Consider the following 22033-nt stretch of genomic DNA (forward strand, 5'->3'; position numbering starts at 1 on the left):
GGGAATGGGGACTACAGCATTTGAAGAATTCGTAAAACCGTATCGGGAAGCAGCTTCACCAGCTGCTGAGATCGTGCGAGATGCTGCTGCTCGTGCGTTTGCTTCCGAGATTGCAGACCGAAGGGCAGTGGGTGCTGCCCTGATGACCGCGAGGAAAGAACGCGACGCAACGCAGCAAGAGGTTGCAGATTCCGCTGGGATCCAGCAAGCCGAGTTGAGCCGCATTGAAAACGGGCTTGGTAACCCGACTGTTGACACTTTGCTCAAAGTGCTTGCGGCCCTTGATCTCAGATTGGTGTTCGAGCCAGCTCCTAGCGCTGGCTCTGGGCGTTAGCTTCGCAGCTCTGCGTGTAGTTCCTGCTCGCGGCGGCGCACCCACGCGATGGTCGGGTACGTGATTGGGAGGAGGACGACTTCGAGCAGGGTCTTCCACAGGAAGCCGACGACGACGTAGTTGATGAATTGACCTGGCGTTTCGATGCCGATGACCGCCGCTGCGATGGCGCAGAACAGGAGGGTATCGGCGAACTCGCCGACGATGGTGGAGCCGATGAGGCGTGCCCACAGGCGCTCGTGTCCGAACCGGTCTTTCATTTTCTGCAACACCCACGCGTTGAGCAGCTGGCCTGCGATGTAGCCTGCCAGGGATGCCATGACGATGCGCGGCATGAGGCCGAGGATCGTCGAGAAGGGTTCTTGCATGTCGTAGAAGTCGGCGCCGGGGAGCCAGATGGCGATGTAGAAGGACACGACGGCCAGGATGGCGATGCCGAACCCGGTGAAGATCGCCCGGCGGGCGGCTTTGAACCCGTAGACTTCGGCGAGTACGTCGCCGAGGACGTATGCAAGTGGGAAGAGGAAGAAGGCGCCGTCGGTGATGAATGGTCCGAGGGCGACTCCCTTCTGTGCTGTGATGTTGGAAATGAGGAAGACGGCGCAGAACACAGATACCAGTACAGGGTAAAGCGATCGCGCAAAAGTTTCTTGGTTTGTCACGGCTACATATCCTATACACATGAATGCTGGACGGTATGCACCTTCTCCGAGTGGGGATCTCCATTTCGGTAATTTGCGGACGGCGTTGCTGGCGTGGTTGTTCGCGCGTCAGAGTGGGCGGCGTTTTTGGTTGCGGGTGGAAGATGTTGATTCGGAGCGTTCGTCGGAGGAGGCGGGGCGTCGTCAAATAGGGGACTTGCTGGCGCTGGGGCTTGATTTTGATCCGCCGGTGGTGTGGCAGTCGCAGCGTTCGGCGCTGTATGAGGCGGCGTTGTCGCAGCTGCCGGTGTATGAGTGCTACTGCACGCGTCGGGAGATTCGGGAGGCGGCAAGTGCGCCGCACGCGCAGCCTGGGCTGTACCCAGGTACATGCAGGGACTTGAGCGAGGAGCAGCGAGCTTTTCGACGCCACCAGCTTTCGCAACAGGGCCGCATGCCTGCCCTCCGCCTGCGTGCTGATGTGAGGGAGTGGACGGTCCGGGACTTCTTTGCTGGGGAGGTGACCGGGCCTGTCGATGACGTGGTGGTGCGCCGGGGCGGAAACCTTGCGCAGGCGCAGGCGGGGGATTGGGCGTATAACTTGGCGGTGGTCGTCGACGACGTGGATCAGGGGGTTGACCAGGTGGTTCGCGGGGATGACCTGTTGATGTCAGCGCCGGCGCAGGCGTACATGACGCACCTGTTGGGCGGGCAGGAGCCAGAGTATGTGCACGTGCCGCTGGTGCTCAACGCGGAGGGCAAGCGGTTGGCGAAGCGTGATGGGGCGGTGACGTTTGCGGAGATGTCGCAGCGCATTGGGGTGGATGGCGTGGTGCGGGCGCTTGCAGAATCGATTGGGTGCGCAGGCGCTGTGACGGCGCAGGAGATCCTTGAGCGCTTTGACCCTGAGAGGCTCTCAGCGGATCCTTTCGTCTGGACAAATACACCCGAGCGGGGGTAACCGCTGGTTGAATAACATTCATGTGATGCAAATATTTTGACGACAACTGTGCAGGTCCGGGCATTCGCTGAAAATAAACTGTCAAAAGTACTTGAAACTTCTTAAAAACCGTTCATGATGAATGGATAGCACAAATAACACACAGTTGCCTTTGAGGGGAGTTTCAGAATGCGAAATCGTAGAATGTCAGCCACTGTGGTGGCGCTGGCGCTGGGGGCGTCCGCGCTCGTGGTGCCACAGGTGGACGCGCAGAGCGCCGAGGAGAACCGATGCCACGACGTGCTGAGCGCGAACACCTTGTTCCCGCACCAGCACGTTGGTGCCGTGACTACGCCGAACGAGGGCTCGTTTGAGACGGGCACCCGCGTTGTCAACGAGCAGGGCCAGGTTGAGGTGTACTACTGGGTCAGCCTCCACGGCGACGGTGAGCACGCTGTGGACTCGATGGTTTCCGAGCTGCGCATGAACCAGACCGGCATCTCTGATTTCGAGGAGACCTTCACCCTTTCGGCGGTGTCTGTAGGGGAGACTATCCCAGGAGCGGTGCGTTCCGGCGAGGATAGCACCACCAATATGGACCTGAAGGTCACCGGCACCGCGCACGTTGAGCCGGTCGAGCTGCACCTTTCGGAAGGCTCCCCGGTGGTGTCCGCGAAGGTCACCCTCGAGGACGTGAAGGACATCAAGGAAGGCGAGACACGCACGTTCGCGTGGGTCGCCCGAAGCGTAGGCAACGGCTACGAGAACTTCCCGAACCGCCTGGGCTTCGAAGCCCGCAACATCGCCGAGGTTGACCTGCTGCCGGTCCCGGCAGAGAACGCGCAGTGCTTCCCGCTGCAGGCGGCTCAGGACGAGGTGCCGGTTGTCACCGCGAACGGCAAGGAGTTTGCGACGAACATCCAGGTCACCAACGGTGCTGGAGAAGATTACGCTCGTGTGATTGCTGTCGTGACGCGAAACGGTAAGGCTGTCGAGGGCGCGAATGCGCGCGTCGATAAGGATGGCCGCGTGCATGTCACCCTGCCTGTCGGCGGGACCGGCGAAATCGACAACGAGAAGCCGGAGGTACTCCAGGTTGAGGTATACGCCACCCCGCGCGACGGCTCCGACCAGCTCAACCTGCAGAAGTACAAGGACAACGCCAAGATCGGCGAAACGTTCCAGCTCAAGACCCAGCAGTGGGCCCCAAGCTACGGCAACGAGAAGACCTCCCCGGGCAAGACGGCAACCGTCGCGCTGAAGCCGGGCAGCCCGAAGTACCCTGACGGCACCACCTTCGAGGTTATCGGCGCTACCCCAAGCAGCGAGGCTCGCCCATGGGACGTCACTCTGGAAGAGGGCAGCAACGCGCTCAAGGTCACCGCGCCGATGAGCGCGCGCCTGGAAGACACCGTGACCGTGCAGGTCAAGGCCACCTACCCAGACGGATCCCACGACGTGCTGGAGTCCGTGGTCGGCGTTGACACGACCCTGGCGCAGGAGCACACCCCTGGCTACGACGTGGTGATTACCCGCCCATCCGTCACAGTGACGCTGCCGCAGGTCCGTGACCAGGAGCTGCCGGCCGACACGACCTTCAAGATCGCCCCTGACCAGCAGCTCGGTGATTGGACGGTGGGCGTCGATAAGCGCACCGGCGAGATCACCGCAACGCCGCCGGCGAACGCCCGCGACGGCGAAACGAAGACCATCAACGTTGAGGTGACCTTCCCAGACGGCTCCACCAAGGTCGTACCGGGCACCGTCATCGTCAGCGCGCCGCCGCAGGCGCAGAACCCAGACGCGTACTACCTGGCGGAAACCACCCGCCCAGGTGTCGAGGTCACCGTGGACGCCCCAGAGTTCAGCGCTGATGCGCCGAAGGGCACCACGTTCACCATCCACGACGCCTACGAGGCACCGAAGGGCTGGAAGGTCAACGTCGGTGAGGACGGCTCCGTCACCGCGACCCCGCCGGCCGATGCCAAGCCAGGCGACCGCATTGTCGTGCCTGTCCAGATCACCTACCCGGATGGTTCCTCGATCACTCGCCCAGCGGTCGTCGTAGTTGTCGACGACGCCCCCAAGGGCACCAACGACGTCCAGTTCCCACCGAAGCCGACCAAGCCGGGCACCGTCGTAGTTGTCACCCCTAAGGGCGGCACCGAGGGCTCCACCTACGTTGTCGAGCAGAAGGACATCCCCGAAGGCTGGACCATCAACATCGACAAAAACACCGGTGTCGCGCACGTCACCCCGCCTGCCGACGCCAAGCCAGGCGACTTCGGCGTGATTAACGTACAGGTCACCGACCCGAACGGCAACAGCATCACGCGCCCAATCGTCGTGACCGTCATCGACGACCCGGCCGCACCCGTCGACCCGAACCCGGCCACCCCGTCCGCCCCCGACCAGAACTACGCCCCGAAGCAGACCAAGCCGAACCAGACCGTGACCGTCAACCCGACGCCACGCGCGCCGGGCGGCACCACCTTCGTCATCTCGCCTGAGTACAAGGCGCCGAAGGGCTGGAAGGTCACCGTCGGCGAAGACGGCGGCGTCACCGCCACCCCGCCTGCCGACGCCAAGTCCGGCGACTACACCGTCGTCCCAGTCGACATCACCTACCCAGGCGGCCAGAAGGTCACGCGCCCAGCAACCATCCTGGTTGTTGACGACGCCGACACCCCCGAAGGCCAGCCACCAGTCGACTACAACCCTGGCCGTACCAAGGGCGGCGTCACCGTTGTCGTGCCGCCAAGCACGCAGCCTGACGGCGCGACCTTCAAGATCGTCGACGGCTGGAAGGCGCCGGAAGGCTGGAGCGTCACCATCAACGACGGCGGCTCAGTTTCCGTCACGCCACCTGCCGACGCCAAACCAGGCGAGCAGGTCGTCGTCCCAGTAGAGGTCACCTACCCAGGCGGTAAGACCGTCACCCGCCCGGCCGTCGTTACCGTCACTGGTGATACCCCGTCAACCTCCGCAGGTAACACCCCTCCGACCATTGAGGTCAAACCGGGCACATCGCACGTTGAGGTCCACGTGCCAGGTGCCAACATCGGCGACCTCAAACTCCCCGACGGCTGGACCGCTCAGCGCGAGGGCGACAAGGTCATCATCGTCCCACCAGCTGAGCGAACCCCGGACCCCAAGGGCTTCGACATCACGATCCCAGGCCGCGAAGGCGACGTCACCGTCCACGTCGTTGTCCAGGGTGAAGACCAGCCGAAGACCCCAGGCAAGAGCTCGACCGATGACCTGCAGCGCTGCTTCGCCGACATGTCCTCCCACGGCGGACCACTCCTGTGGCTCATCCCGCTCGGGTTGGCAGCCGCCGTCGGCGCGCCACTCATCGCCGCAATGGGCCCAGAGATCAGCGCCTCCGCACGCCGTGTCTCCGAGCAGATGAACATCCCGAACCCGTTCGGCAACTTCGGCGACAACCGACCTGACTTCCTGAAGCAGCTCGACGTTGAAGCCGCCCGCCTGAACGCCAAGTTCGGCCCGCAGGCCACCGAAGCCCTCGGCGCCATCGCAGCGGTCACGCTCGGCATTGGTGCCCTGGCCGGCCTGCTCTCCCTGTGTGCCCCAGGCGAGAACGGCGCAGCCAACAAGATCCAGCAGAGCTCCAACGAGGGCTCCTCGCTCGGCGACTTCCTCGGCCGGAAGCCATCGACCACGGCAACTGCCACGACCTCGACGGCAGCTCCCACGACGGCACCAGCCACGACCTCGGCTGAGCCGACCACTACAGAGAACAAGTAGCTCCTCTGTATAAAACCCCGCGACCTGTGAGTTGGGTCGCGGGGTTTTGCGCATGCTGGACCCGCGCACCAAATTCCCTCATACGGTCGGTGCGACCTGGGGAAATGCCTTGGCGACTTTTCAAAATGCCGGATTTTGGTGCGCAACTACCCTCCTCGCGCACCACATTCCTGGGTTTTCGCGGGACGGATTGGAAAAGTCAAGGTCACTGGCAGCCGGTGGGGGAATTTGGTGTCTCCGTGCGTGGTGCAAGTGCCAAAGGACGCAGTTTTTGTTGGGGGAGGGGGTAAAAGCCCAGGTCGTGAAAAGTGGGTTGCGTCCTTTGGCACTCGGGCGATGGGTAGTGCACCACATTCCCTCACGAAGCGAGCGCGACCTGGGGAAATGCTCGGGCACCACTCCGAAAAACAGGGAATGTGGTGCACAGCAAGCCCAATGCAAATACAAAAACAGCGCACCCGGCGAAAAACTTCAACCGGATGCGCTGTCTGAATAGCGCGGAGGATGTGGGATTTGAACCCACGAGGGTCGTGAAACCCGCACGCGTTCCAGGCGTGTGACATAGGCCGCTAGTCGAATCCTCCTAGTTGCGACACATCATGCGTCGAGGGACTACTTTAACCCATCCCCCCAGGTTCCGACAAAACGCCTGCGCAGTCAATGTTTTGCAACGCCTAAAGCTTCAGGCTAGAGTGTTCTGCAGGATCTCACGCGGTGCTCATCTCGTGAACTCCCCCAGGGCGGGAACGCAGCAAGGGTAAGCGGGCGCTGGCAGGTGCGTGAGGTCCCCTTTTTTATGGGGTAAAACTGGGGAAAAACCGTCGCGCGGGGTGGGGTGTCGCTAGTACGATGATGGGTCGTTAGTAGATACGCCGACGTACTCGAATAGGACACCAAGACATTGAACACCCCGTTGAAAGAACTAGATGCTGAGCAGCTTGCAAGCCTGGCTGCTGAGTTGCGTGAGCAGTACAAGCAGCTGGAGGAGACCAACATGGCGTTGGATCTCACGAGGGGGAAGCCCTCGGCGCGCCAGTTGGACTTGGCGGACGACCTGTTGGCCCTGCCGGGTGTGGGGAATCACCGTGACGCCTCGGGTGTGGACGTGCGTAATTACGGCGGCCTGACGGGCATTTTGCAGTTGCGTGAGTTGTGGGCCGAGGCGCTCGGCATTGACCCGAAGCTGTTGGTGGCGGGAGACTCGTCGTCGCTAAATATTATGTTTGACCTGGTGTCCTGGGCGTACACGTTTGGGACGAATGATTCGCCGCGGCCGTGGGCGGATGAGCAGCGCGAGCACGCGATTAAGTGGCTGTGCCCAGTGCCCGGCTATGACCGCCACTTCACGATTACGGAGCGCTTCGGCTTCGAAATGATCACTGTCCCGCTGCTGGAGGACGGCCCCGACATGGACGTCGTGGAGGAACTGGTGAAGGACCCTGCCGTGAAGGGCATGTGGTGCGTGCCGGTGTTTTCTAACCCGACGGGCGCGGTGTACTCGCAGGCGACTATCGAGCGCCTGGCGGCGATGGAGACGGCCGCGCCGGACTTCCGCATTGTGTGGGACAACGCGTACGCGGTACACACGCTGACGGATACGTTCCCGGTGAACGCGGACGTGCTTGCGCTGTCGGCGAAGGCGGGTAACCCGAACCGGTTCTGGTACATGTCGTCGACGTCGAAAATTACGCACGCGGGCTCGGGTGTGGCGTTCTTTGCCTCGTCGGAGGAGAACCTGGAGTGGTATGAGTCGATCGCGAATGTGCGAGGCATCGGCCCGAACAAGGTGAACCAGTTGGCGCACGCGATGTACTTCAAGGACGCGAATGGTGTGCGTGAGGTGATGCGGAAGCATGCTGAGTCGCTGGCGCCGAAGTTTGAGGCTGTGCTTGAGGTGCTGGAGAACCGGCTCGGGGGCACGGGCGTGGCGACCTGGTCGGAGCCGAGGGGCGGCTACTTCATCTCCCTGGACGTGATGGACGGGACCGCGACTCGCGTGTGGGAGTTGGCGAAGCAGGCCGGCATCAGCCTGACGAAGGCGGGGTCGGCGTTCCCGAAGGGGGAGGACCCGAACGACCGCAATATTCGCCTAGCGCCGTCGATGCCGCCACTGGAGGATGTCACGCGGGCGATGGACGGGGTGGCCACGTGCGTGCTGCTCGCGGCGGTGGAGAAGCTCAGCGCATGACGGGTGACGACCTCGCCGCCTGGCTGGCCTCGGTGTTTCCGGGGATGCAGCTTTCGCTTATCGACGCCCGCGCCGCCGCCACCGCTGAACTGAACGGTGCGAACGTGGCGGTCACCGCCGGGTTCAGCGGCACCGATTTGGGTCTGGTGCTGGCTGACGATGACGCCACCAAAGTGGTGTGTGAGGTGATGGCGGTGGGGGACGTCGAGAAGCAGGTGCTTGCCGAGGCCGTCGTGGACGCGACCCGCGAGCTTGAGCGCCTTGGAGTGCCGGGGCAGCCTGGCGTGCTGCTCGAGGGGCTGCTGGCCGACGCGCCGGGCACCGTGCGGCATGGGCTGCTGCGGGAGCCGGAGGTGTTTGCGCAGGGCACCCCGCTGGTGCGTGAGCCGGGCCGGATTACGCTGCTTCTGGAGCTGATTGCGCTCACCGATGAGGAGTTCGGGATCGCCTCCGAGCAGGGCTATCCGGTGCTGGAGCGGCGTCTTCGCAGGCGTGGTGTGGATGTGAAAGATTGGTGCCGGGAAGAGGGCTGATCGTCTACACTTGGCGCCGTGGCTCTGTACCGGAAATATCGTCCTGCAACGTTTGGTGAGCTGGTTGGGCAAGACCAGGTGACTGTGCCGTTATCGAACGCTCTCGACAACGGGCGCATCAGCCATGCGTACCTGTTTTCGGGGCCGCGGGGGTGTGGCAAGACGTCCTCGGCGCGCATCCTGGCGCGCTCGTTGAACTGCGTTGAGGGGCCGACATCCACTCCGTGTGGCAAGTGCGCGTCCTGCGTGTCGCTGGCGCCTGGTGGCACCGGGAACCTGGACGTGATGGAGCTCGACGCCGCCTCCCACGGCGGTGTCGACGACATGCGTGAGCTGCGCGAACGCGCCATGTTCGCGCCTGCGGAGTCCCGCTACCGCGTCTTCATCATCGACGAGGCGCACATGATTTCACCCTCCGGCAACAACGCCCTGCTCAAGATTGTGGAGGAGCCGCCAGAGCACCTCATCTTCATCTTTGCGACGACCGAGCCGGAGAAGATCCTCGGCACGATCCGCTCGCGTACCCACAACTACCCGTTCCGCCTGCTGACCCCGCAGGCGATGCGCCACCTGCTGGAAAACATCGTTGCGGAGGAGGGCGCGTTCGTCGACGAGAACGTGTACCCGCTGGTCATCCGCGCTGGCGGCGGGTCGCCGCGCGACACGCTGTCCGTGCTGGATCAGCTGTTGGCGGGCGCCTGCCCGGACGGCCTGACCTACGAGATGGCGCTGCCGCTGCTCGGGGTCACGGACCTCACGCTTCTCGACGCCGCCGTCGACGCCCTCGCCACCAAGGACGCCGCGGCGATGTTCCACACCATCGACAAGGTGATCGAGTCCGGCCACGAGCCGCGCCGTTTCGCCCTCGACCTGCTGGACCGGCTGCGTGACCTGCTGCTCATCGTCACCGTGCCGGATGCCTTCGGCGAAGGGCTTGTCGACGCCCCCGTCGACCGCGCCGAAATACTCCGCGCCGAAGCGCAACAGTTCCACCCGTCGACGCTGGCCGCGCTCGCGACCGAGGTCAACGATTGGATCGGCGACCTCCGCGGTGCGACGTCCCCGCGCCTGTTGTTGGAAGTGATGATGGCGCACCTGCTCACGATGGGCGACCGCCCGGCGGTCTCCTCGGCTACCTCAGCTGCACCGGCGCCTGCTACCCCTGCGCAGGCGGCCCAGCCTGCGCAGCCGGCCCGTCGCAGACTCCTTCGCAGGGTGGGGGAGCCGCGGCCGCTGCGGCTGCTGCGGCCAGGATCGCGGAGCGCCGAAAGGCGCAGAACACGCCGAAGCCTGAGCCCAAGCCCGAGCCTGCAGCGAAGCCTGAGCACAAGCCCGAGCCGAAGCCCGAGCCGAAGCCTGTGCCGCAACCGCCGGCGGAACCCGCAACGCCGCCGAAGCCGGAACCAACCCCGGCACCGAAGCCAGAGCCAGCACCTGCGGAAGACCTCCTCGAACGCGTGCAGCGTGACTGGATGAAGCTGCGCCAAGCTGTGGGCAAGCGCAACCAGGTCGCCGAAATCATGCTTGCCGAGGCAAAACCGCTCTCCCTCGACAACGAAGACGGCCAGCCCACGCTGCTCATCGGACACAACACGGGTGCCCTCGCGGAGCGCCTCAACGCCGACAACAACAACGCGGACATCGTCGCGGTGTTCTCCGAAGCGCTTGGCACCAAGGTGGCCGTGCGCTGTGTGGTGGGCACGAAAGGGGCGAAGGGGGCGTCGAAAAGTGAAGCAACCCCAAAACCCGCAGCGCAGCAGCCCACTGACTGGCGGGCGATAGCGAAAGCCGCCGGGCAACGCAGCGCGCAACAGGAGCGCCGCGAGCACGAAGAAGTCCCGCCGCCGCCCGAACCATTCCACGAAGACGCCGGATGGGAACCGCCACCGCCGCCGCCCGAGCCCTACAGCCAAGAGGACGAAGAGCGCGACATGGTCGACCAGGCCGAGGCCGAGTCGGCGACCTTCGACCGTCGTGACGCCACCGAAGTTGCCATGGACCTGCTTGCCAGCGAACTTGGAGCCAAGCCCTTGTAAGCATTCAGGAACCACCGGGTACACTGGTGAGCAAATTAGACAAAATCACTGACACGAAAGGGTGTTACGCACCATGACCCAGCCAAATATGCCTCAGGACATGCAGGAACTCATCCGCCAGGCAGCCGAGGTGCAGCAGGCGCTGCAGCAGGCACAGCAGGAGCTGCTCAGCACCACCGTCACCGGCACCGCTGGCGGCGGCCTGGTCACCGTCGTCATGACCGGTGGCGCAGAGATCACCGACCTGCAGATCAAGCCGGAGGCTGTTGACGCCGACGACGTCGAGACGCTGCAGGACCTCATCCTCGCCGCATACCGCGACGCCCACAACAAGGCCGGCGAGCTGGCACAGGAGAAGATCGGCCCACTGACCGGCGGCGCAATGCCACAGGAGGCTCCTGGTGGTCAGCAGCCTGCACCTGGTGAGATTCCGTTCGGCGGCATCATCTAAACCCACCCGCTTGAACGCCTGGCACTTCGCCAGGCGTTTTGTGTTGTAAAGGACCCCCATGTTCGAAGGACCGCTCCAAGACCTTATCGACGAGCTCTCGCGCCTCCCCGGCGTCGGACCCAAGTCTGCGCAACGGATCGCCTTCCACCTCCTCCAAACCGAGCCCGAAGATATCGACCGACTCCGCGCCGCCCTCGCCGGCGTCCGCGACGGCGTGACGTTCTGCCGCATCTGCAACAACGTCTCCCGCGAAGCGGTCTGCCGCATCTGCGCCGACTCCGGCCGCAAAAAAGACCTCATCTGCGTCGTCGAAGACGCCAAAGATATCCAGGTCATCGAGCGGACCGGTGAGTTCAACGGCCGCTACCACGTGCTCGGTGGGGCACTGGACCCACTTGCGAACGTGGGCCCCAAGGACCTCGCCGTCACGCCCCTGCTGAAGCGCATCGGCGGCGTCCTTCCCGACCTCGACGGCGACGACGCCCCCCAAATCACCGAAGTCATCCTCGCCACCGACCCCGACACCGAAGGCGAAGCCACCGCCTCCTACCTGGCCCGCCTGCTCAAGGACTTCCCAGATCTGACCGTCTCCCGCCTGGCCTCCGGCATGCCGCTCGGCGGCGACCTCGAGTTCGTCGACGAGCTCACCCTCTCCCGCGCGCTCTCCGGGCGGCTCACGTTGTAGGAGGTGCTGTGCACCAAATTCCCTCACTGAGCAGGCGCTGAGGCGTTTCCCCAGGTCGCGAAAATCCAATGAGGGAATTTGGTGTCACCCCAACCGGGCCGAGTGCCAAAGGACGCAACCGCTTATTTGCGACCTGGGCTTTTCCCGAGTTCCTCGGAACGAATTGCGTCCTTTGGCACTGGCTCCTAGAGCGCTAGCGGCAACCTACCTGAGGCGCTCCTTGCGCAGCTGGTCCACCTCGGGCAACGCGAGTGGGGTGAGTTCCTGGGCGTGGATGCCGAGGGCGCGGGCGAGGAGGAGGTCGGCAAGTTCGGGGTTGCGGGCCAGGGCGGGGCCGTGCATGTAGGTGGCGATGACGCTGCCCTGCACAACGCCCTCAACGCCAGCCCGAGAACCGTTGTTGCCCACGCCACGTTTCACCTGGCCGAGTGGGGAGGCGTCGGGGCCGAGGGTGGTGCCGCCCATGTGGTTTTCGAATCCGGTGAGGGGGGCGGAGAGGCCGTCGAGAAGTGGGTGGGATTGGACTTCCCCGATGGCGCGCTCCGACATGGGGGAGGTGCGGACGTCGAGGACGCCGATGCCGGCGACTTCTTCGCCGTGGGCGGTGAAGCTGTGGCCGAGGACCTGCATGCCGGCACAGACGGCGAAGACGGGGCGGCCGGCGTCGATGGCGCGCTGCAGGCCGGGGGATGCTTGCAGGCGGGAGGCCGCAATGATTTGGGCGGAGTCTTCGCCGCCGCCGAGGGTGTAGATGTCGCAGTCGGAGGGGATGTCCTCGGTGAGGGGGATGGGCCGGATGTGGGCGTCGATGCCGCGCATGCGGGCGCGTTGGCGCAGGACGAGTGCGTTGCCGTCGTCGCCGTAGGTGCCGAGTACGTCGGGCAGCAGCAGGCCGATGGTCAAAGTGTTAGTCACGGTCCAGCTCCTTGTGTAGGTCCTTTTTGAGGTCGCGGAAGGCGGTGTAGTTGGCCAGCACTTCGACGCGGCCGGGTGGGCAGGCGCGGATGGCGTCGACGCAGTTGTGGATCAGTTCGTGTTCGATGTCGGCGTAGAGCAGGCGCACGGCGAGGTCGGTGCCGCGTTCGCCGGCGGCTTTGACGGCGATGCCGTGGAAGTCTTCGAACTTGACGTCCCAGAGCCAGGAGAGGTCTTCGCCGTCGGCGACTTGGCCGTTGACGGCGATGACGAGGCCGTCGGCGGTGCGGTCCACCATGGAGAGGGCCTCTTGCCAGCCTGCCGGATTCTTGGCCAGCAGGAGGCGGACTTCGTGGTCGCCGAAGTGGATGGTGGAGTAGCGTCCTGCGACGTCTTGGACGTCGGCGACGGCGGCGAGCGCGGAGGCGAGTGGTACACCGAAGACGTCGACGGCGCAGGCTACGGCCTGTGCGGCGTTGCCGCGGTTGGCCCGCCCCGGCAGCGCCAGGTCAAGCGTGACGACGCCCCCATCCGGGCAGCGCAGGCCGTCGTCGGTGACGGCGTAGGTGGGGGTGGGGCGTCGAAACTCAGAGCCGTCGGGGAGGGGCTCGACGGCGTACCAGTCGTCCTCGGTGCGTACGACGTGGCCGCCGCTGCGGGGGTTGGTGACGGAGTCGCCGAGCCAGCCGGCGCCCGCGGAAACCCAGATGACGTTGGGGTGGTCCCAGGCGACGGAGGTCATCAGCACGTCGTCGCAGTTAGCGATGACGGTGGCCTCCGGGTGTGCGTTGACGGCGCCGCGGAGGGCGCGCTCGATCTTGTTGATCTCGCCGACGCGGTCCAGCTGGTCGCGCGACAGGTTGAGCAGCACGAACGCCTTCGGCTGCAGCCGGTCGGCGACGTGGGGGACGTGCAGCTCGTCGACCTCGAGGGCGATCGTGGAGGCGTCCTTGCCCGCCATGAGCGCGGAGATGATGCCGGCGTCCATGTTGTCGCCGCCGTCGTTGGTGGCCACGGTCCTGGTGGAGCGCAGCGCCGCCACCAGCATTTTTGTGGTGGTGGACTTGCCGTTCGTGCCCGTCACGAGCACGGCCGGGCGTCCTTTGGACAGGCCTGCCATGATGTTCGGGTCGATCGCGTTGGCAACGAGCCCGCCGATCATGCCGCCGGCGCCGCGGCCGGTGGCGCGCGACGCGAACGTGGCGGCCTGCGCGGCGGCCAGCGCAACAGAGGTACGCAGTTGTGAGAGCATGCCTCTACGTTAGTCGTGCGCTACGGCCTGGAGAAACTCCTGCGCGCTGAGCACCGGGATGTCTTTGCGGTGCGCGTGCATCGCTTTGCCTCGCAGTTCGGCGCCGCGGGAGGGGGCGTCGGATACGACGAGGGAGGCGGTGCGTGTGAGCTTTTCTTGGTAGTTCAGCCCGGCGTCGAGCGCGACCTGGATGAGCTCGTCGGGGTCGACGGCGATGTCGTCGGAGATGGAGATCTCCATGCCTGGCTTGAGGCCCGCACCCGTGTAGACGCCCGGATTATCGACGTCCCCTTCGCGCTTATGCGCGTCCACCCGCAGTGCGGAGCGCTGCAGGCCGAAGCGGTCCGCCTTGAGGTCCTCCGGTTCGATGCTGGTCAGCGTGCCGTTTTCGTGCAGCTGCAGGTACACCGCGACGAGCTTCAGTGTGGCCGCCCGGGAGAGTTCCTCCTCGGGGACGCTGGCGCGTTCGACGGTGGCGGTGGCCGGTTCGGAGAGCACGCCGACTTGGTTGGCCACGGCGTTGAGTCGCTCGTCGATGAGGATGTGGCCCTGGCGGCGCGCACTGCCGAGGATGTCCACGATTGCTTCGGGACGCGGGATGTGGCCGACGCGCTGGCGGCGCCGGTTGTGCTTCCGCGCGCGTTGGCGGTTGGCGCGGGCGGCGGCGTTCATGGCGCGGCGCGACTCGGAGACGAGGTACCCCCACTCCGTGGGGCTGTCGAGCACGATGAGGGTGCGGCCGTCGATAAGCTTGTTGAGTGTCTTGAGGTGCCGCGCGAACCGTGGCGCCTGGGCGAAGTCGCTCTTCTCCAGGTTGTGCAGGTGGCGTGGGCCGGCGTCTTTGACCGGGTTGAATACGGCGTGGAAGTCCTCGCCGACCTCGCCGTTTTCGTCGAACGTGACCGCATCGAGGGTGAGCAAACGCCCCGTGGAGGGGTGGATGCTTGTCGAAAGGGCGCTTACCGCGACGAACGGAAAGAGCTCGTGGTCAGGTGTTGTCATCACTTAGATAGTAGCTATGGCCACTGCACGCGGTGTAATGGCCCGCCGAGCGGCGTGTCCGACTGGATCTGTAGACCGCCGAAATTGTACTGGTAGTCGGGGGCAGGCGCTGGTGCAGGGGCCGGCGCGGGCTGTTCCTGCACGGGAGCGGGCTGCTGCACAGGCGCTGGTGCAGGCGCAGGAGCGGGCACGGGCGCAGGGGCTGGAGCCTGCCACACCGGGGCCGGCTGTGCTGGCACCTGGTACGCCGGTTCCTGTTGCGCCGGGGCTGGCGCCGAGGCCGGCTCAGACGCGGGCTCCGAAGAAGGCGGCGTGGTCTCTTCGGTGGTCTGTTCCGTCGACCGCTTCGAAGGTTCCGGCTTCTGGCCGGACTTGCTCGGGGAGTGCGCAGGCTCCGTCATGTACGTGGAAACTGTGTCCGGCGAGCCGCTCCACTGCTCGCTGAACGCCACCGAGCCGATCAGTGCGATCAGCAGCGCGCCGATGACAGCGGCTACCCAGCGCATGGGGTGGATCGGCTGGTTCTTCTTCGGCTGCGCCTCCGGGGCCTTCTCGTCCGCCGGGGTCTCCACGGCGGGGAACTCCTCCGAATCAGCCTTCGCTGCGGCGGACTTGGCCACCGCGTCGGCGCTGTCTTCCAGCTCCTCTGGGCGTACCACGGGGATCACGGTGGTCGCCGACATCGCCGAGGTATCTGGGTGGCGCGGGTGGACCTGCACCGGCGGAATCGGGGAGAGGGGCGGAAGCACGTCCGGGGCGAGTGGGCCAACGGTCACGCTCAACGACGGCTTGCCGCCCAACGGCGCGAGGTAGCCGTGAGCTACCGCCAGCAGGCCACGCTCGCTGAGGGACTGCAGCGTCGGCAGCAGCGCGGTGGCCACTGGCCCCACCAGGGTGCCGACGGCCCGATCCCCAATCGCGACCTGCACAGTATCTTCGGCGGCATCCTCAGTGGCGCTCAGCGTGAGCAGGTAATGCTTCCGGTCCAGCACCGAAACTTCCTGGGCTTCCTGCGCGTCCGGGAGGAAGGAGACGTCGTAGGTGCGGGTGTCGTCGAGAAACACCCACGGCTCGGTCGGGGGCTGGTTGGTGGGGATGCACAGGCCGGGGCGTGGCAGGCGAAGGACGGTTTGCAGGGAGCCGTCCGCGAGGCGGGTGGCGCGCACCGTGACCTGCGGGATCATCGAGGCTTCCACGATCCAGGACAGCTCCGCGTACTCGCGCGCGTCCGAGGCGCTCATGCTGCCGAGCACCGAGTCCTGGAAGTGAATGTCGAACCCGCCGCCCTCAGCGCGCGGGATAAGCAGCGCCGCGAGGTCCGCAACGCCCGTATCGGCGGAATCGAGCAGGTGAATGATGTGCTCTTGCTCTGCCTCGTGCACCGGGATGTTGCGAACAGCACCAAGCCCGTGGTCTGGAACCACGTATGTTGTTGCCATTTCGCCCTGCCTTACCCGGTGCTGCCTCGCCAGTAGATAAATCTCCGAGCAATGAGTATAAGGCGCGCACCTGGGTAAACGCATGTCGACCTGTGGAGACGTGTGACCCGTCACGGTCGTACGCAGCGCGGATTCTTATACGCTGAGAGAGGCGTAAGAGAAGTGAGCGCGCTTTATCACTCGCATCTCAGTCCACCAGGCAGAACGACCCCCCTGACGGGGGGTAGTGTTAGGCGACGGTCGAGCGGTTCACCGCGGACACGATGGCCTGCATCGACGCCAACGTCGTCGATCCTGCCACGCCAGCGCCCCACGCACGCTTGCCGTCGACATCCGCGTAGATGTAGCAGGCCGCGTTGGCGTCGTCACCCGCGGAGCGGGCGCGCTGCGAGTAGTCCTGCACCTCGACGTTGATGCCGATGTTCTCCAGAGCGTTCGCGAACGCCGCGATCGGGCCGTTGCCGACACCCGTGACTTCGTGGTCCTGGCCGTTGTAGGTCACGCGCGCGCGGATCCCGGTCGTCGTGGCGTCCTTGCCCTCCTCATCCGACGTGCGGAAGGAGTGCAGCTCCAGTGGCGAATCTGGGTCCAGGTAGGTCGTGGCGAAGATGTCCCACATGTTCTTCGAGTTGACCTCGCCGCCCTCGTTGTCGGTGATGTTCTGCACCACCGCCGAGAACTCCGGCTGCATCGCCTTCGGCATATCGATGCCGTGGTCCGTCTTCATGATGTAGGCAACGCCACCCTTGCCGGACTGGGAGTTGACGCGGATGACGGCCTCGTAGTCGCGGCCCACATCCTTCGGGTCGATCGGCAGGTATGGGACCTCCCAGACCGTCTCGCGCAGCTCTTCCCACTGCACCTCAGTGGAGTTCGCGCCGGGGCGCACCTTGCTCGCCAGTGCGTCCAGGCCTTTATTAATAGCGTCCTGGTGCGAGCCGGAGAACGCCGTGAAGACCAGGTCGCCGCCGTATGGGTGGCGCTCGGGGACGCGCAGCTGGTTGCAGTACTCCACGACGTCGCGGATGCGCTGGATATCAGAGAAGTCGATCTGCGGGTCGACGCCCTGCGTCAGCATGTTCAGGCCCAGCGTGACCAGGTCGACGTTGCCGGTGCGCTCACCGTTGCCGAACAGGCAGCCTTCGATGCGGTCCGCGCCCGCCATGTAGCCCAGCTCGGCCGCGGCGATGCCTTCACCGCGGTCGTTGTGGGGGTGCAGCGACAGGATGATGGAGTCGCGGCGCTGCAGGTTGCGGTGCATCCACTCCACCGAGTCCGCATACACATTTGGGGTAATCATTTCGACGGTCGCCGGCAGGTTGATGATCATCGGCTGCTCAGGGGTCGCGTCCATGATCTCGACGACGGCGTCGCACACCTCAACCGCAAAGTCCAGCTCAGTGCCGGTGAAGGACTCCGGCGAGTACTGCCAGCGCCAGTTCGTGTCCGGATAATCCTTCGCGATGCCCTTGATCAGCTCCGCCGCGTCCGTCGCCAGTTTCTTGATCGCCGGGCGGTCTTTCCGGAACACCACTTCGCGCTGCAGCTTCGACGTCGAGTTGTAGAAGTGCACGATCACGTTCTTCGCGCCCGAGCACGCCTCGAACGTGCGATGAATCAGGTGCTCACGGGCCTGTACCAGCACCTGGATGGTGACGTCATCCGGGATCATGTCCTGCTCGATGATCTCGCGCACAAAGTTGAAGTCAGTCTGCGAGGCGGACGGGAAGCCCACCTCGATCTCCTTGTAACCCATCTCCACCAGCAGGTTGAACATGCGGCGCTTGCGCTCCGGGTTCATCGGGTCAATCAGGGCCTGGTTGCCGTCGCGCAGGTCCACCGCGCACCACTGTGGCGCGTGCGTGATGGTGGCGTCTGGCCAGGTGCGATCCGGCAGGCGGATAGGCTCTACCTCCTGCGCAAACGGCAGGTAGCGGTGCGCTGGCATCTTCGATGGCTGCTGCTTATTCCAGGCTGGTTGGGTGGTCATTGGGCTGTTCTCCTTCGTGGCGAGTTTCACGGTCGGCGTGCACAAACTCCGCGACGGGCGCCGGCCGTGTTACAACGAGGCCTGTATCCCGCCGCGGCAGATTAGGAGCAGCAGCTGATGTGACATGCGCCAAAGCATACACGGTTTGCGCCTATCCCACTTGAATACTGACCCGTGTGAGCATCGCCGCGCTGGCCAGCATCATAATTATCGACGCCACTATCGCCACCCAACCCCCAACACTGGACACGGCGAAGTTCTCCCCAAGCAGCACGATGCCCAAGGTGAGCGCTACCAGCGGCTCAACAACCTTCATGGCCGGCAGCGTGGTGGCCAGCTTGCTGGCGCCGAACGCGAACTGCTGCACTGCCGTGCCCAGCACCGCGCAGGCCAGCATGGCCCAGAACTGCCACGACTCCACAAGTCCAACGACTCCGCCGTGTACGTAGGCGTCCACAGCCACCTTGGAAAACACCGCCAGGTAGCCGAAGATCGCGCCGCACAGGATGCCGTAGGCCAGCGCCTGCGTAGCGGCGCCACGGGTGCGGGCGAACGCGACCGTCCCGACCATCCAGGCCAGCCCAACCCCGATTGCCAGCACCCAGCCGACCATTCCCGGCGGGGCGGTGCCCGGCACCGGGCGGCCCACCAGGATCACCACCGCAACGAAAATGGTCAGCAGCGTCGCCCACGCCGTGCCCTGCGGCGACATTGTGCGGTGCTCCACGCGCGCCGAAAGCAGCAGCGTGAACATCAGTGACAGCACCAGAATCGGCTGGACTACCAGCAGGGATCCGAACGCCAGCGCCAGCGCCTGAAATCCGTACGCGGCCAGCGCAAGGGCGAGCGATGCCCACCAGGCGGGGCGTCGCAAAGAAGAAAGCGGTGAGGGATTGACCTCCGTTGTGGAGCGGCCGGCGCGCAAGATGCGGTGGCGCCACACCGTTCCCACCGCGATGAGCAGCGCAGACGTGAGCGCAAAGCTAATCGCAAGGAAGTCGTTCTGCATGGTCAACGATAATACTAATTTTCTGTGCCATGTCGCCCCATAGTCGTTTTTGGGACGCTATTCTTATAGTGCGGATTTTCACGCGACAGTTTTTACACCGATGGAAGGTTCTACCATGGCATTGATCGTGCAGAAATACGGGGGCTCGTCCCTCGAAAGCGCCGACCGCATACGCGCGGTTGCTGAACGCATCGTTGCCACTAAGAAGCAGGGGCACGATGTCGTGGTGGTGTGTTCCGCAATGGGCGACACCACCGACGAGCTGCTGGACCTCGCCGCCCGCGTCAACCCAACGCCGCCAGCCCGCGAGATGGACATGCTGCTCACCGCAGGCGAGCGCATCTCGAACTCGCTGGTCGCGATGGCGGTCGCATCCTTCGGCGCTGATGTGCAGTCCTTCACCGGCTCGCAAGCGGGCGTCATCACCACCGAGCGCCACGGCAACGCCCGCATTATTGAGGTGACGCCGGGCCGCGTCCAAGAAGCTATCGACGCCGGCCGCATCGCCATCGTCGCCGGCTTCCAGGGCGTCAACCGTGACACCAAGGACGTCACCACCCTCGGCCGCGGCGGGTCCGATACCACCGCCGTCGCCCTCGCCGCCGCCCTCGGCGCCGACGAGTGCGAAATCTACTCGGACGTCGACGGCGTCTACACCGCCGACCCACGCATCGTCCACGATGCCCGCAAGCTCGACAAACTCTGCTTCGAAGAGATGCTTGAGCTCGCCGCGTCCGGCTCGAAAATCCTTGTGCTGCGCAGTGTGGAATATGCGCGCGCATTCAACGTACCCATGCGGGTGCGTTCGTCATACAGCAACGATCCCGGCACCCTCGTCGCCGGAGCATTGGAGGATATCCCCATGGAAGAAGCAGTACTGTCCGGCGTTGCCACCGACGCCTCCGAAGCGAAAATCACCATCCTCGGCGTCAAGGACCTGCCAGGGGAGGCCGCCAAGGTGTTCCGCGTCCTCGCCGACAACGAGATCAACATCGACATGGTGCTGCAGAACATCTCCAGCCTCCACAACCTGACCACCGACATCACCTTCACCCTCCCAATTGCCGACGGCCCCCGCGCCATGGAACTGCTCAAGGCCCTCCAGGCGAAAGAAGGCTGGGACAACATCACCTACAACGACCAGATTGGCAAGGTGTCCCTCATCGGTGCAGGCATGAAGACCCACCCGGGCGTCACCGCCGACTTCACCGAAGCACTTCGCGACGCCGGCGTGAACATCGACATGATCACCACCTCCGAAATCCGCATCACTGCCGTTGTACGCGAAATCGACCTCGAGGAAGCCACCCGCGCTATCCACGACAAGTTCGAACTCGGCGGCGACGAACCAGCCATCGTCTACGCTGGCACCGGACGCTAAGAAAGGACACACTTCATGACCACCATCGCAGTAGTAGGTGCAACCGGCCAGGTCGGCCGCGTCATGCGCGAAATCCTCGCCGAACGAGACTTCCCAGCGGACAAGGTGCGCTTCTTCGCGTCACCACGCTCCGCGGGCAAGCACCTCGAATACCGCGGCCAGGATGTCGTCGTCGAAGACCTCACGCAGGTCACCGAAGACTCCGTCGCCGACGTCGACATTGCGCTCTTCTCCGCAGGCGGCGGCACCTCCAAGCAGTGGGCCCCAGTCTTCGCAGCCGCCGGCGCCACCGTCGTAGACAACTCCTCCGCGTGGCGCAAGGACGACGACGTCCCCCTCATCGTCTCCGAGGTCAACCCCGACGAAGCCAAGGCGCCAGCCAAGGGCATCATCGCGAACCCGAACTGCACCACCATGGCAATCATGCCCGTGGCCAAGGCACTCCACGACGCCGCCGGCCTTCACACCATGCGCGTAGCCTCCTACCAGGCCGTATCCGGCTCCGGCCTCGCCGGTGTGCAGGCGCTTGCAAACCAGGTCGCCGAAATCGGCGAGCGCAACACCGAACTCGCCCTCGACGGCTCCCTCCTCCAGCCCGAGGAGCTCGGCCCATACGTCGCGCCGATCGCCTTCAACGCGCTGCCACTCGCCGGCAACCTCGTCGACGACGGCACCGAAGAAACCGACGAGGAGCAGAAACTCCGCAACGAATCGCGCAAGATCCTCTCCATCCCAGACCTGCGCGTCTCCGGCACCTGCGTCCGCGTCCCAGTGTTCACCGGGCACACCATGGTCGTCCACGCCGAGTTTGAAAAGGAAATCACCCCTGACCAGGCTCGCGCCGTCCTGGAGGCCGCGCCGGGCGTCACCGTCGTCGACGTACCGACCCCTCTCGCCGCCGCCGGCAAGGACGATTCCCTCGTCGGTCGCATCCGCCAGGACCAGGCCGTCGACGGCAACCGCGGCCTCGTGTTCGTCGTCTCCGGCGACAACCTGCGCAAGGGCGCCGCACTGAACACGATTCAGATCGCGGAGCTGCTTGTGAAGTAGCTTCTCTGGCTTCTTGAGGGCGCTTGAGGGCGCTTGAGGCGGTCCCCTGGGGTTTGTTCCCTGGCGGGGCCGCTTTTCTGCTTCGGCTTTTGGGGCAGGCCGGTCCGTGACCAGGGAAATGCCCCAATACTTTCTTGGATCCTGGGTTTGAGGTGTGGTTGCTAGGTAGCCAGTGCCAATGGACGCACCGGAAAACATCTAGCACATTGCTGACCTGCAGTGTTGAATGGCTGCACCAAAACCGGTTGCGTCCTTTGGCACTGGCCTCTCTGGGTGCACACCAAATTCGCCCATGCAGAATCAACGACCTGGGGAAACGCTCAGGGCTGCTCCTGAAAGCGGGAATTTGGTGTCGGACCGGGTGGTGGGGACACCACATTCCATCAAGTACTGCCTACGACCTGGGGAAACGTTCCGAC

16 protein-coding genes, 1 tRNA gene, 1 other RNA gene and 1 pseudogene are annotated in these 22033 nt (G+C 64.7%); 11 read left to right on the forward strand and 8 right to left on the reverse strand.

Annotated features, from left to right (window positions below; all coding sequences use genetic code 11):
* Window positions 1-4 precede the first annotated feature (4 nt).
* Entirely contained in the window at window positions 5-334 is a 330-nt protein-coding gene (locus R0V12_RS06905) for a helix-turn-helix domain-containing protein (RefSeq protein ID WP_256005968.1), read from the forward strand.
* Here R0V12_RS06905 and R0V12_RS06910 read toward each other — a convergent pair.
* Complete coding sequence (locus tag R0V12_RS06910) at window positions 331-1017, reverse strand: queuosine precursor transporter (protein WP_413774849.1); 687 nt, start codon at window positions 1015-1017, stop codon at window positions 331-333. The genes R0V12_RS06905 and R0V12_RS06910 overlap by 4 nt on opposite strands.
* On the opposite strand from R0V12_RS06910, the gene gluQRS reads away from it, so the two are divergent.
* Both gluQRS and R0V12_RS06920 read left to right on the forward strand, forming a co-directional pair.
* Window positions 1016-1936 (forward strand): tRNA glutamyl-Q(34) synthetase GluQRS, encoded by a 921-nt coding sequence (gluQRS, locus tag R0V12_RS06915; protein ID WP_320072369.1) that lies wholly within the window; start codon window positions 1016-1018, stop codon window positions 1934-1936. The genes R0V12_RS06910 and gluQRS overlap by 2 nt on opposite strands.
* 168 nt (window positions 1937-2104) lie before the next feature.
* Entirely contained in the window at window positions 2105-5683 is a 3579-nt protein-coding gene (locus R0V12_RS06920) for a YPDG domain-containing protein (RefSeq protein ID WP_320072370.1), read from the forward strand.
* A gap of 498 nt (window positions 5684-6181) precedes the next feature.
* On the opposite strand, the gene R0V12_RS06925 is transcribed toward R0V12_RS06920, so the two are convergent.
* Window positions 6182-6267: transfer RNA gene (locus R0V12_RS06925), tRNA-Ser, on the reverse strand.
* Between the two features lie 114 nt (window positions 6268-6381).
* Here R0V12_RS06925 and ffs point away from each other — a divergent pair.
* The 6 genes and pseudogenes from ffs (at window position 6382) to recR (ending at window position 11576) form a co-directional block, all read left to right on the forward strand.
* Window positions 6382-6480: signal recognition particle sRNA small type (gene ffs / locus R0V12_RS06930), an RNA gene on the forward strand.
* A gap of 104 nt (window positions 6481-6584) precedes the next feature.
* Entirely contained in the window at window positions 6585-7871 is a 1287-nt protein-coding gene (locus tag R0V12_RS06935) for an aspartate aminotransferase type Ic (RefSeq protein WP_320072371.1), read from the forward strand.
* Complete coding sequence (locus R0V12_RS06940) at window positions 7832-8404, forward strand: hypothetical protein (protein ID WP_256021929.1); 573 nt, start codon at window positions 7832-7834, stop codon at window positions 8402-8404. The genes R0V12_RS06935 and R0V12_RS06940 overlap by 40 nt, the downstream gene beginning before the upstream one ends.
* 18 nt (window positions 8405-8422) lie before the next feature.
* A pseudogene (locus R0V12_RS06945) lies at window positions 8423-10440 on the forward strand (DNA polymerase III subunit gamma and tau).
* A 73-nt stretch (window positions 10441-10513) separates the two neighbouring features.
* Entirely contained in the window at window positions 10514-10891 is a 378-nt protein-coding gene (locus tag R0V12_RS06950) for a YbaB/EbfC family nucleoid-associated protein (RefSeq protein WP_070363280.1), read from the forward strand.
* A gap of 58 nt (window positions 10892-10949) precedes the next feature.
* Window positions 10950-11576, forward strand: coding sequence for a recombination mediator RecR (recR, locus tag R0V12_RS06955; protein WP_070363279.1), 627 nt, complete (start codon window positions 10950-10952; stop codon window positions 11574-11576).
* 204 nt (window positions 11577-11780) lie between these two features.
* On the opposite strand, the gene R0V12_RS06960 is transcribed toward recR, so the two are convergent.
* The 6 genes from R0V12_RS06960 to R0V12_RS06985 all read right to left on the reverse strand — a co-directional run bounded on the left by R0V12_RS06960 (window position 11781) and on the right by R0V12_RS06985 (window position 19183).
* Window positions 11781-12491 carry a type 1 glutamine amidotransferase gene (locus tag R0V12_RS06960; protein WP_320072372.1) on the reverse strand — a complete coding sequence of 237 codons (711 nt, stop codon included), beginning with the start codon at window positions 12489-12491 and terminating at the stop codon, window positions 11781-11783.
* On the reverse strand, window positions 12484-13743 hold the full coding sequence (locus R0V12_RS06965; protein WP_071568134.1) for a Mur ligase family protein: 1260 nt from the start codon (window positions 13741-13743) through the stop codon (window positions 12484-12486). The genes R0V12_RS06960 and R0V12_RS06965 overlap by 8 nt, the downstream gene beginning before the upstream one ends.
* A gap of 9 nt (window positions 13744-13752) precedes the next feature.
* On the reverse strand, window positions 13753-14745 hold the full coding sequence (locus tag R0V12_RS06970; RefSeq protein WP_320072373.1) for a DNA polymerase III subunit epsilon: 993 nt from the start codon (window positions 14743-14745) through the stop codon (window positions 13753-13755).
* Between the two features lie 14 nt (window positions 14746-14759).
* Entirely contained in the window at window positions 14760-16184 is a 1425-nt protein-coding gene (locus tag R0V12_RS06975; RefSeq protein ID WP_320072374.1) for a hypothetical protein, read from the reverse strand.
* A 229-nt stretch (window positions 16185-16413) separates the two neighbouring features.
* Window positions 16414-18174: a 2-isopropylmalate synthase gene (gene leuA, locus R0V12_RS06980; protein WP_320072375.1), complete on the reverse strand. Its 1761-nt coding sequence runs from the start codon at window positions 18172-18174 to the stop codon at window positions 16414-16416.
* Window positions 18175-18325: 151 nt separating this feature from the next.
* Window positions 18326-19183, reverse strand: coding sequence for a DMT family transporter (locus R0V12_RS06985; RefSeq protein WP_320072376.1), 858 nt, complete (start codon window positions 19181-19183; stop codon window positions 18326-18328).
* A 115-nt stretch (window positions 19184-19298) separates the two neighbouring features.
* Between R0V12_RS06985 and R0V12_RS06990 the strand changes: the two genes are divergently transcribed.
* Window positions 19299-20564, forward strand: coding sequence for an aspartate kinase (locus R0V12_RS06990; protein WP_070363272.1), 1266 nt, complete (start codon window positions 19299-19301; stop codon window positions 20562-20564).
* A 15-nt stretch (window positions 20565-20579) separates the two neighbouring features.
* Window positions 20580-21614, forward strand: coding sequence for an aspartate-semialdehyde dehydrogenase (locus tag R0V12_RS06995; protein ID WP_311475753.1), 1035 nt, complete (start codon window positions 20580-20582; stop codon window positions 21612-21614).
* The last annotated feature ends 419 nt before the right edge of the window (window positions 21615-22033 follow it).

The organism is Corynebacterium sp. UMB2355A (assembly GCF_033877495.1).
GTDB classification, from domain to species: Bacteria; Actinomycetota; Actinomycetes; order Mycobacteriales; family Mycobacteriaceae; genus Corynebacterium; species Corynebacterium pseudogenitalium.

Excerpts from the sequence above, each read along its gene's own strand:
- gluQRS (WP_320072369.1), top strand. The coding sequence starts at position 1,016 with ATGAATGCTGGACGGTATGCACCTTCTCCGAGTGGGGATCTCCATTTC.
- R0V12_RS06950 (WP_070363280.1), top strand. The coding sequence starts at position 10,514 with ATGACCCAGCCAAATATGCCTCAGGACATGCAGGAACTCATCCGCCAG.
- R0V12_RS06920 (WP_320072370.1), top strand. The coding sequence starts at position 2,105 with ATGCGAAATCGTAGAATGTCAGCCACTGTGGTGGCGCTGGCGCTGGGG.
- leuA (WP_320072375.1), bottom strand. The coding sequence starts at position 18,174 with ATGACCACCCAACCAGCCTGGAATAAGCAGCAGCCATCGAAGATGCCA.
- R0V12_RS06970 (WP_320072373.1), bottom strand. The coding sequence starts at position 14,745 with ATGACAACACCTGACCACGAGCTCTTTCCGTTCGTCGCGGTAAGCGCC.
- recR (WP_070363279.1), top strand. The coding sequence starts at position 10,950 with ATGTTCGAAGGACCGCTCCAAGACCTTATCGACGAGCTCTCGCGCCTC.
- R0V12_RS06990 (WP_070363272.1), top strand. The coding sequence starts at position 19,299 with ATGGCATTGATCGTGCAGAAATACGGGGGCTCGTCCCTCGAAAGCGCC.
- R0V12_RS06965 (WP_071568134.1), bottom strand. The coding sequence starts at position 13,743 with ATGCTCTCACAACTGCGTACCTCTGTTGCGCTGGCCGCCGCGCAGGCC.
- R0V12_RS06910 (WP_413774849.1), bottom strand. The coding sequence starts at position 1,017 with ATGTGTATAGGATATGTAGCCGTGACAAACCAAGAAACTTTTGCGCGA.
- R0V12_RS06985 (WP_320072376.1), bottom strand. The coding sequence starts at position 19,183 with ATGCAGAACGACTTCCTTGCGATTAGCTTTGCGCTCACGTCTGCGCTG.
- R0V12_RS06975 (WP_320072374.1), bottom strand. The coding sequence starts at position 16,184 with ATGGCAACAACATACGTGGTTCCAGACCACGGGCTTGGTGCTGTTCGC.
- R0V12_RS06905 (WP_256005968.1), top strand. The coding sequence starts at position 5 with ATGGGGACTACAGCATTTGAAGAATTCGTAAAACCGTATCGGGAAGCA.
- R0V12_RS06995 (WP_311475753.1), top strand. The coding sequence starts at position 20,580 with ATGACCACCATCGCAGTAGTAGGTGCAACCGGCCAGGTCGGCCGCGTC.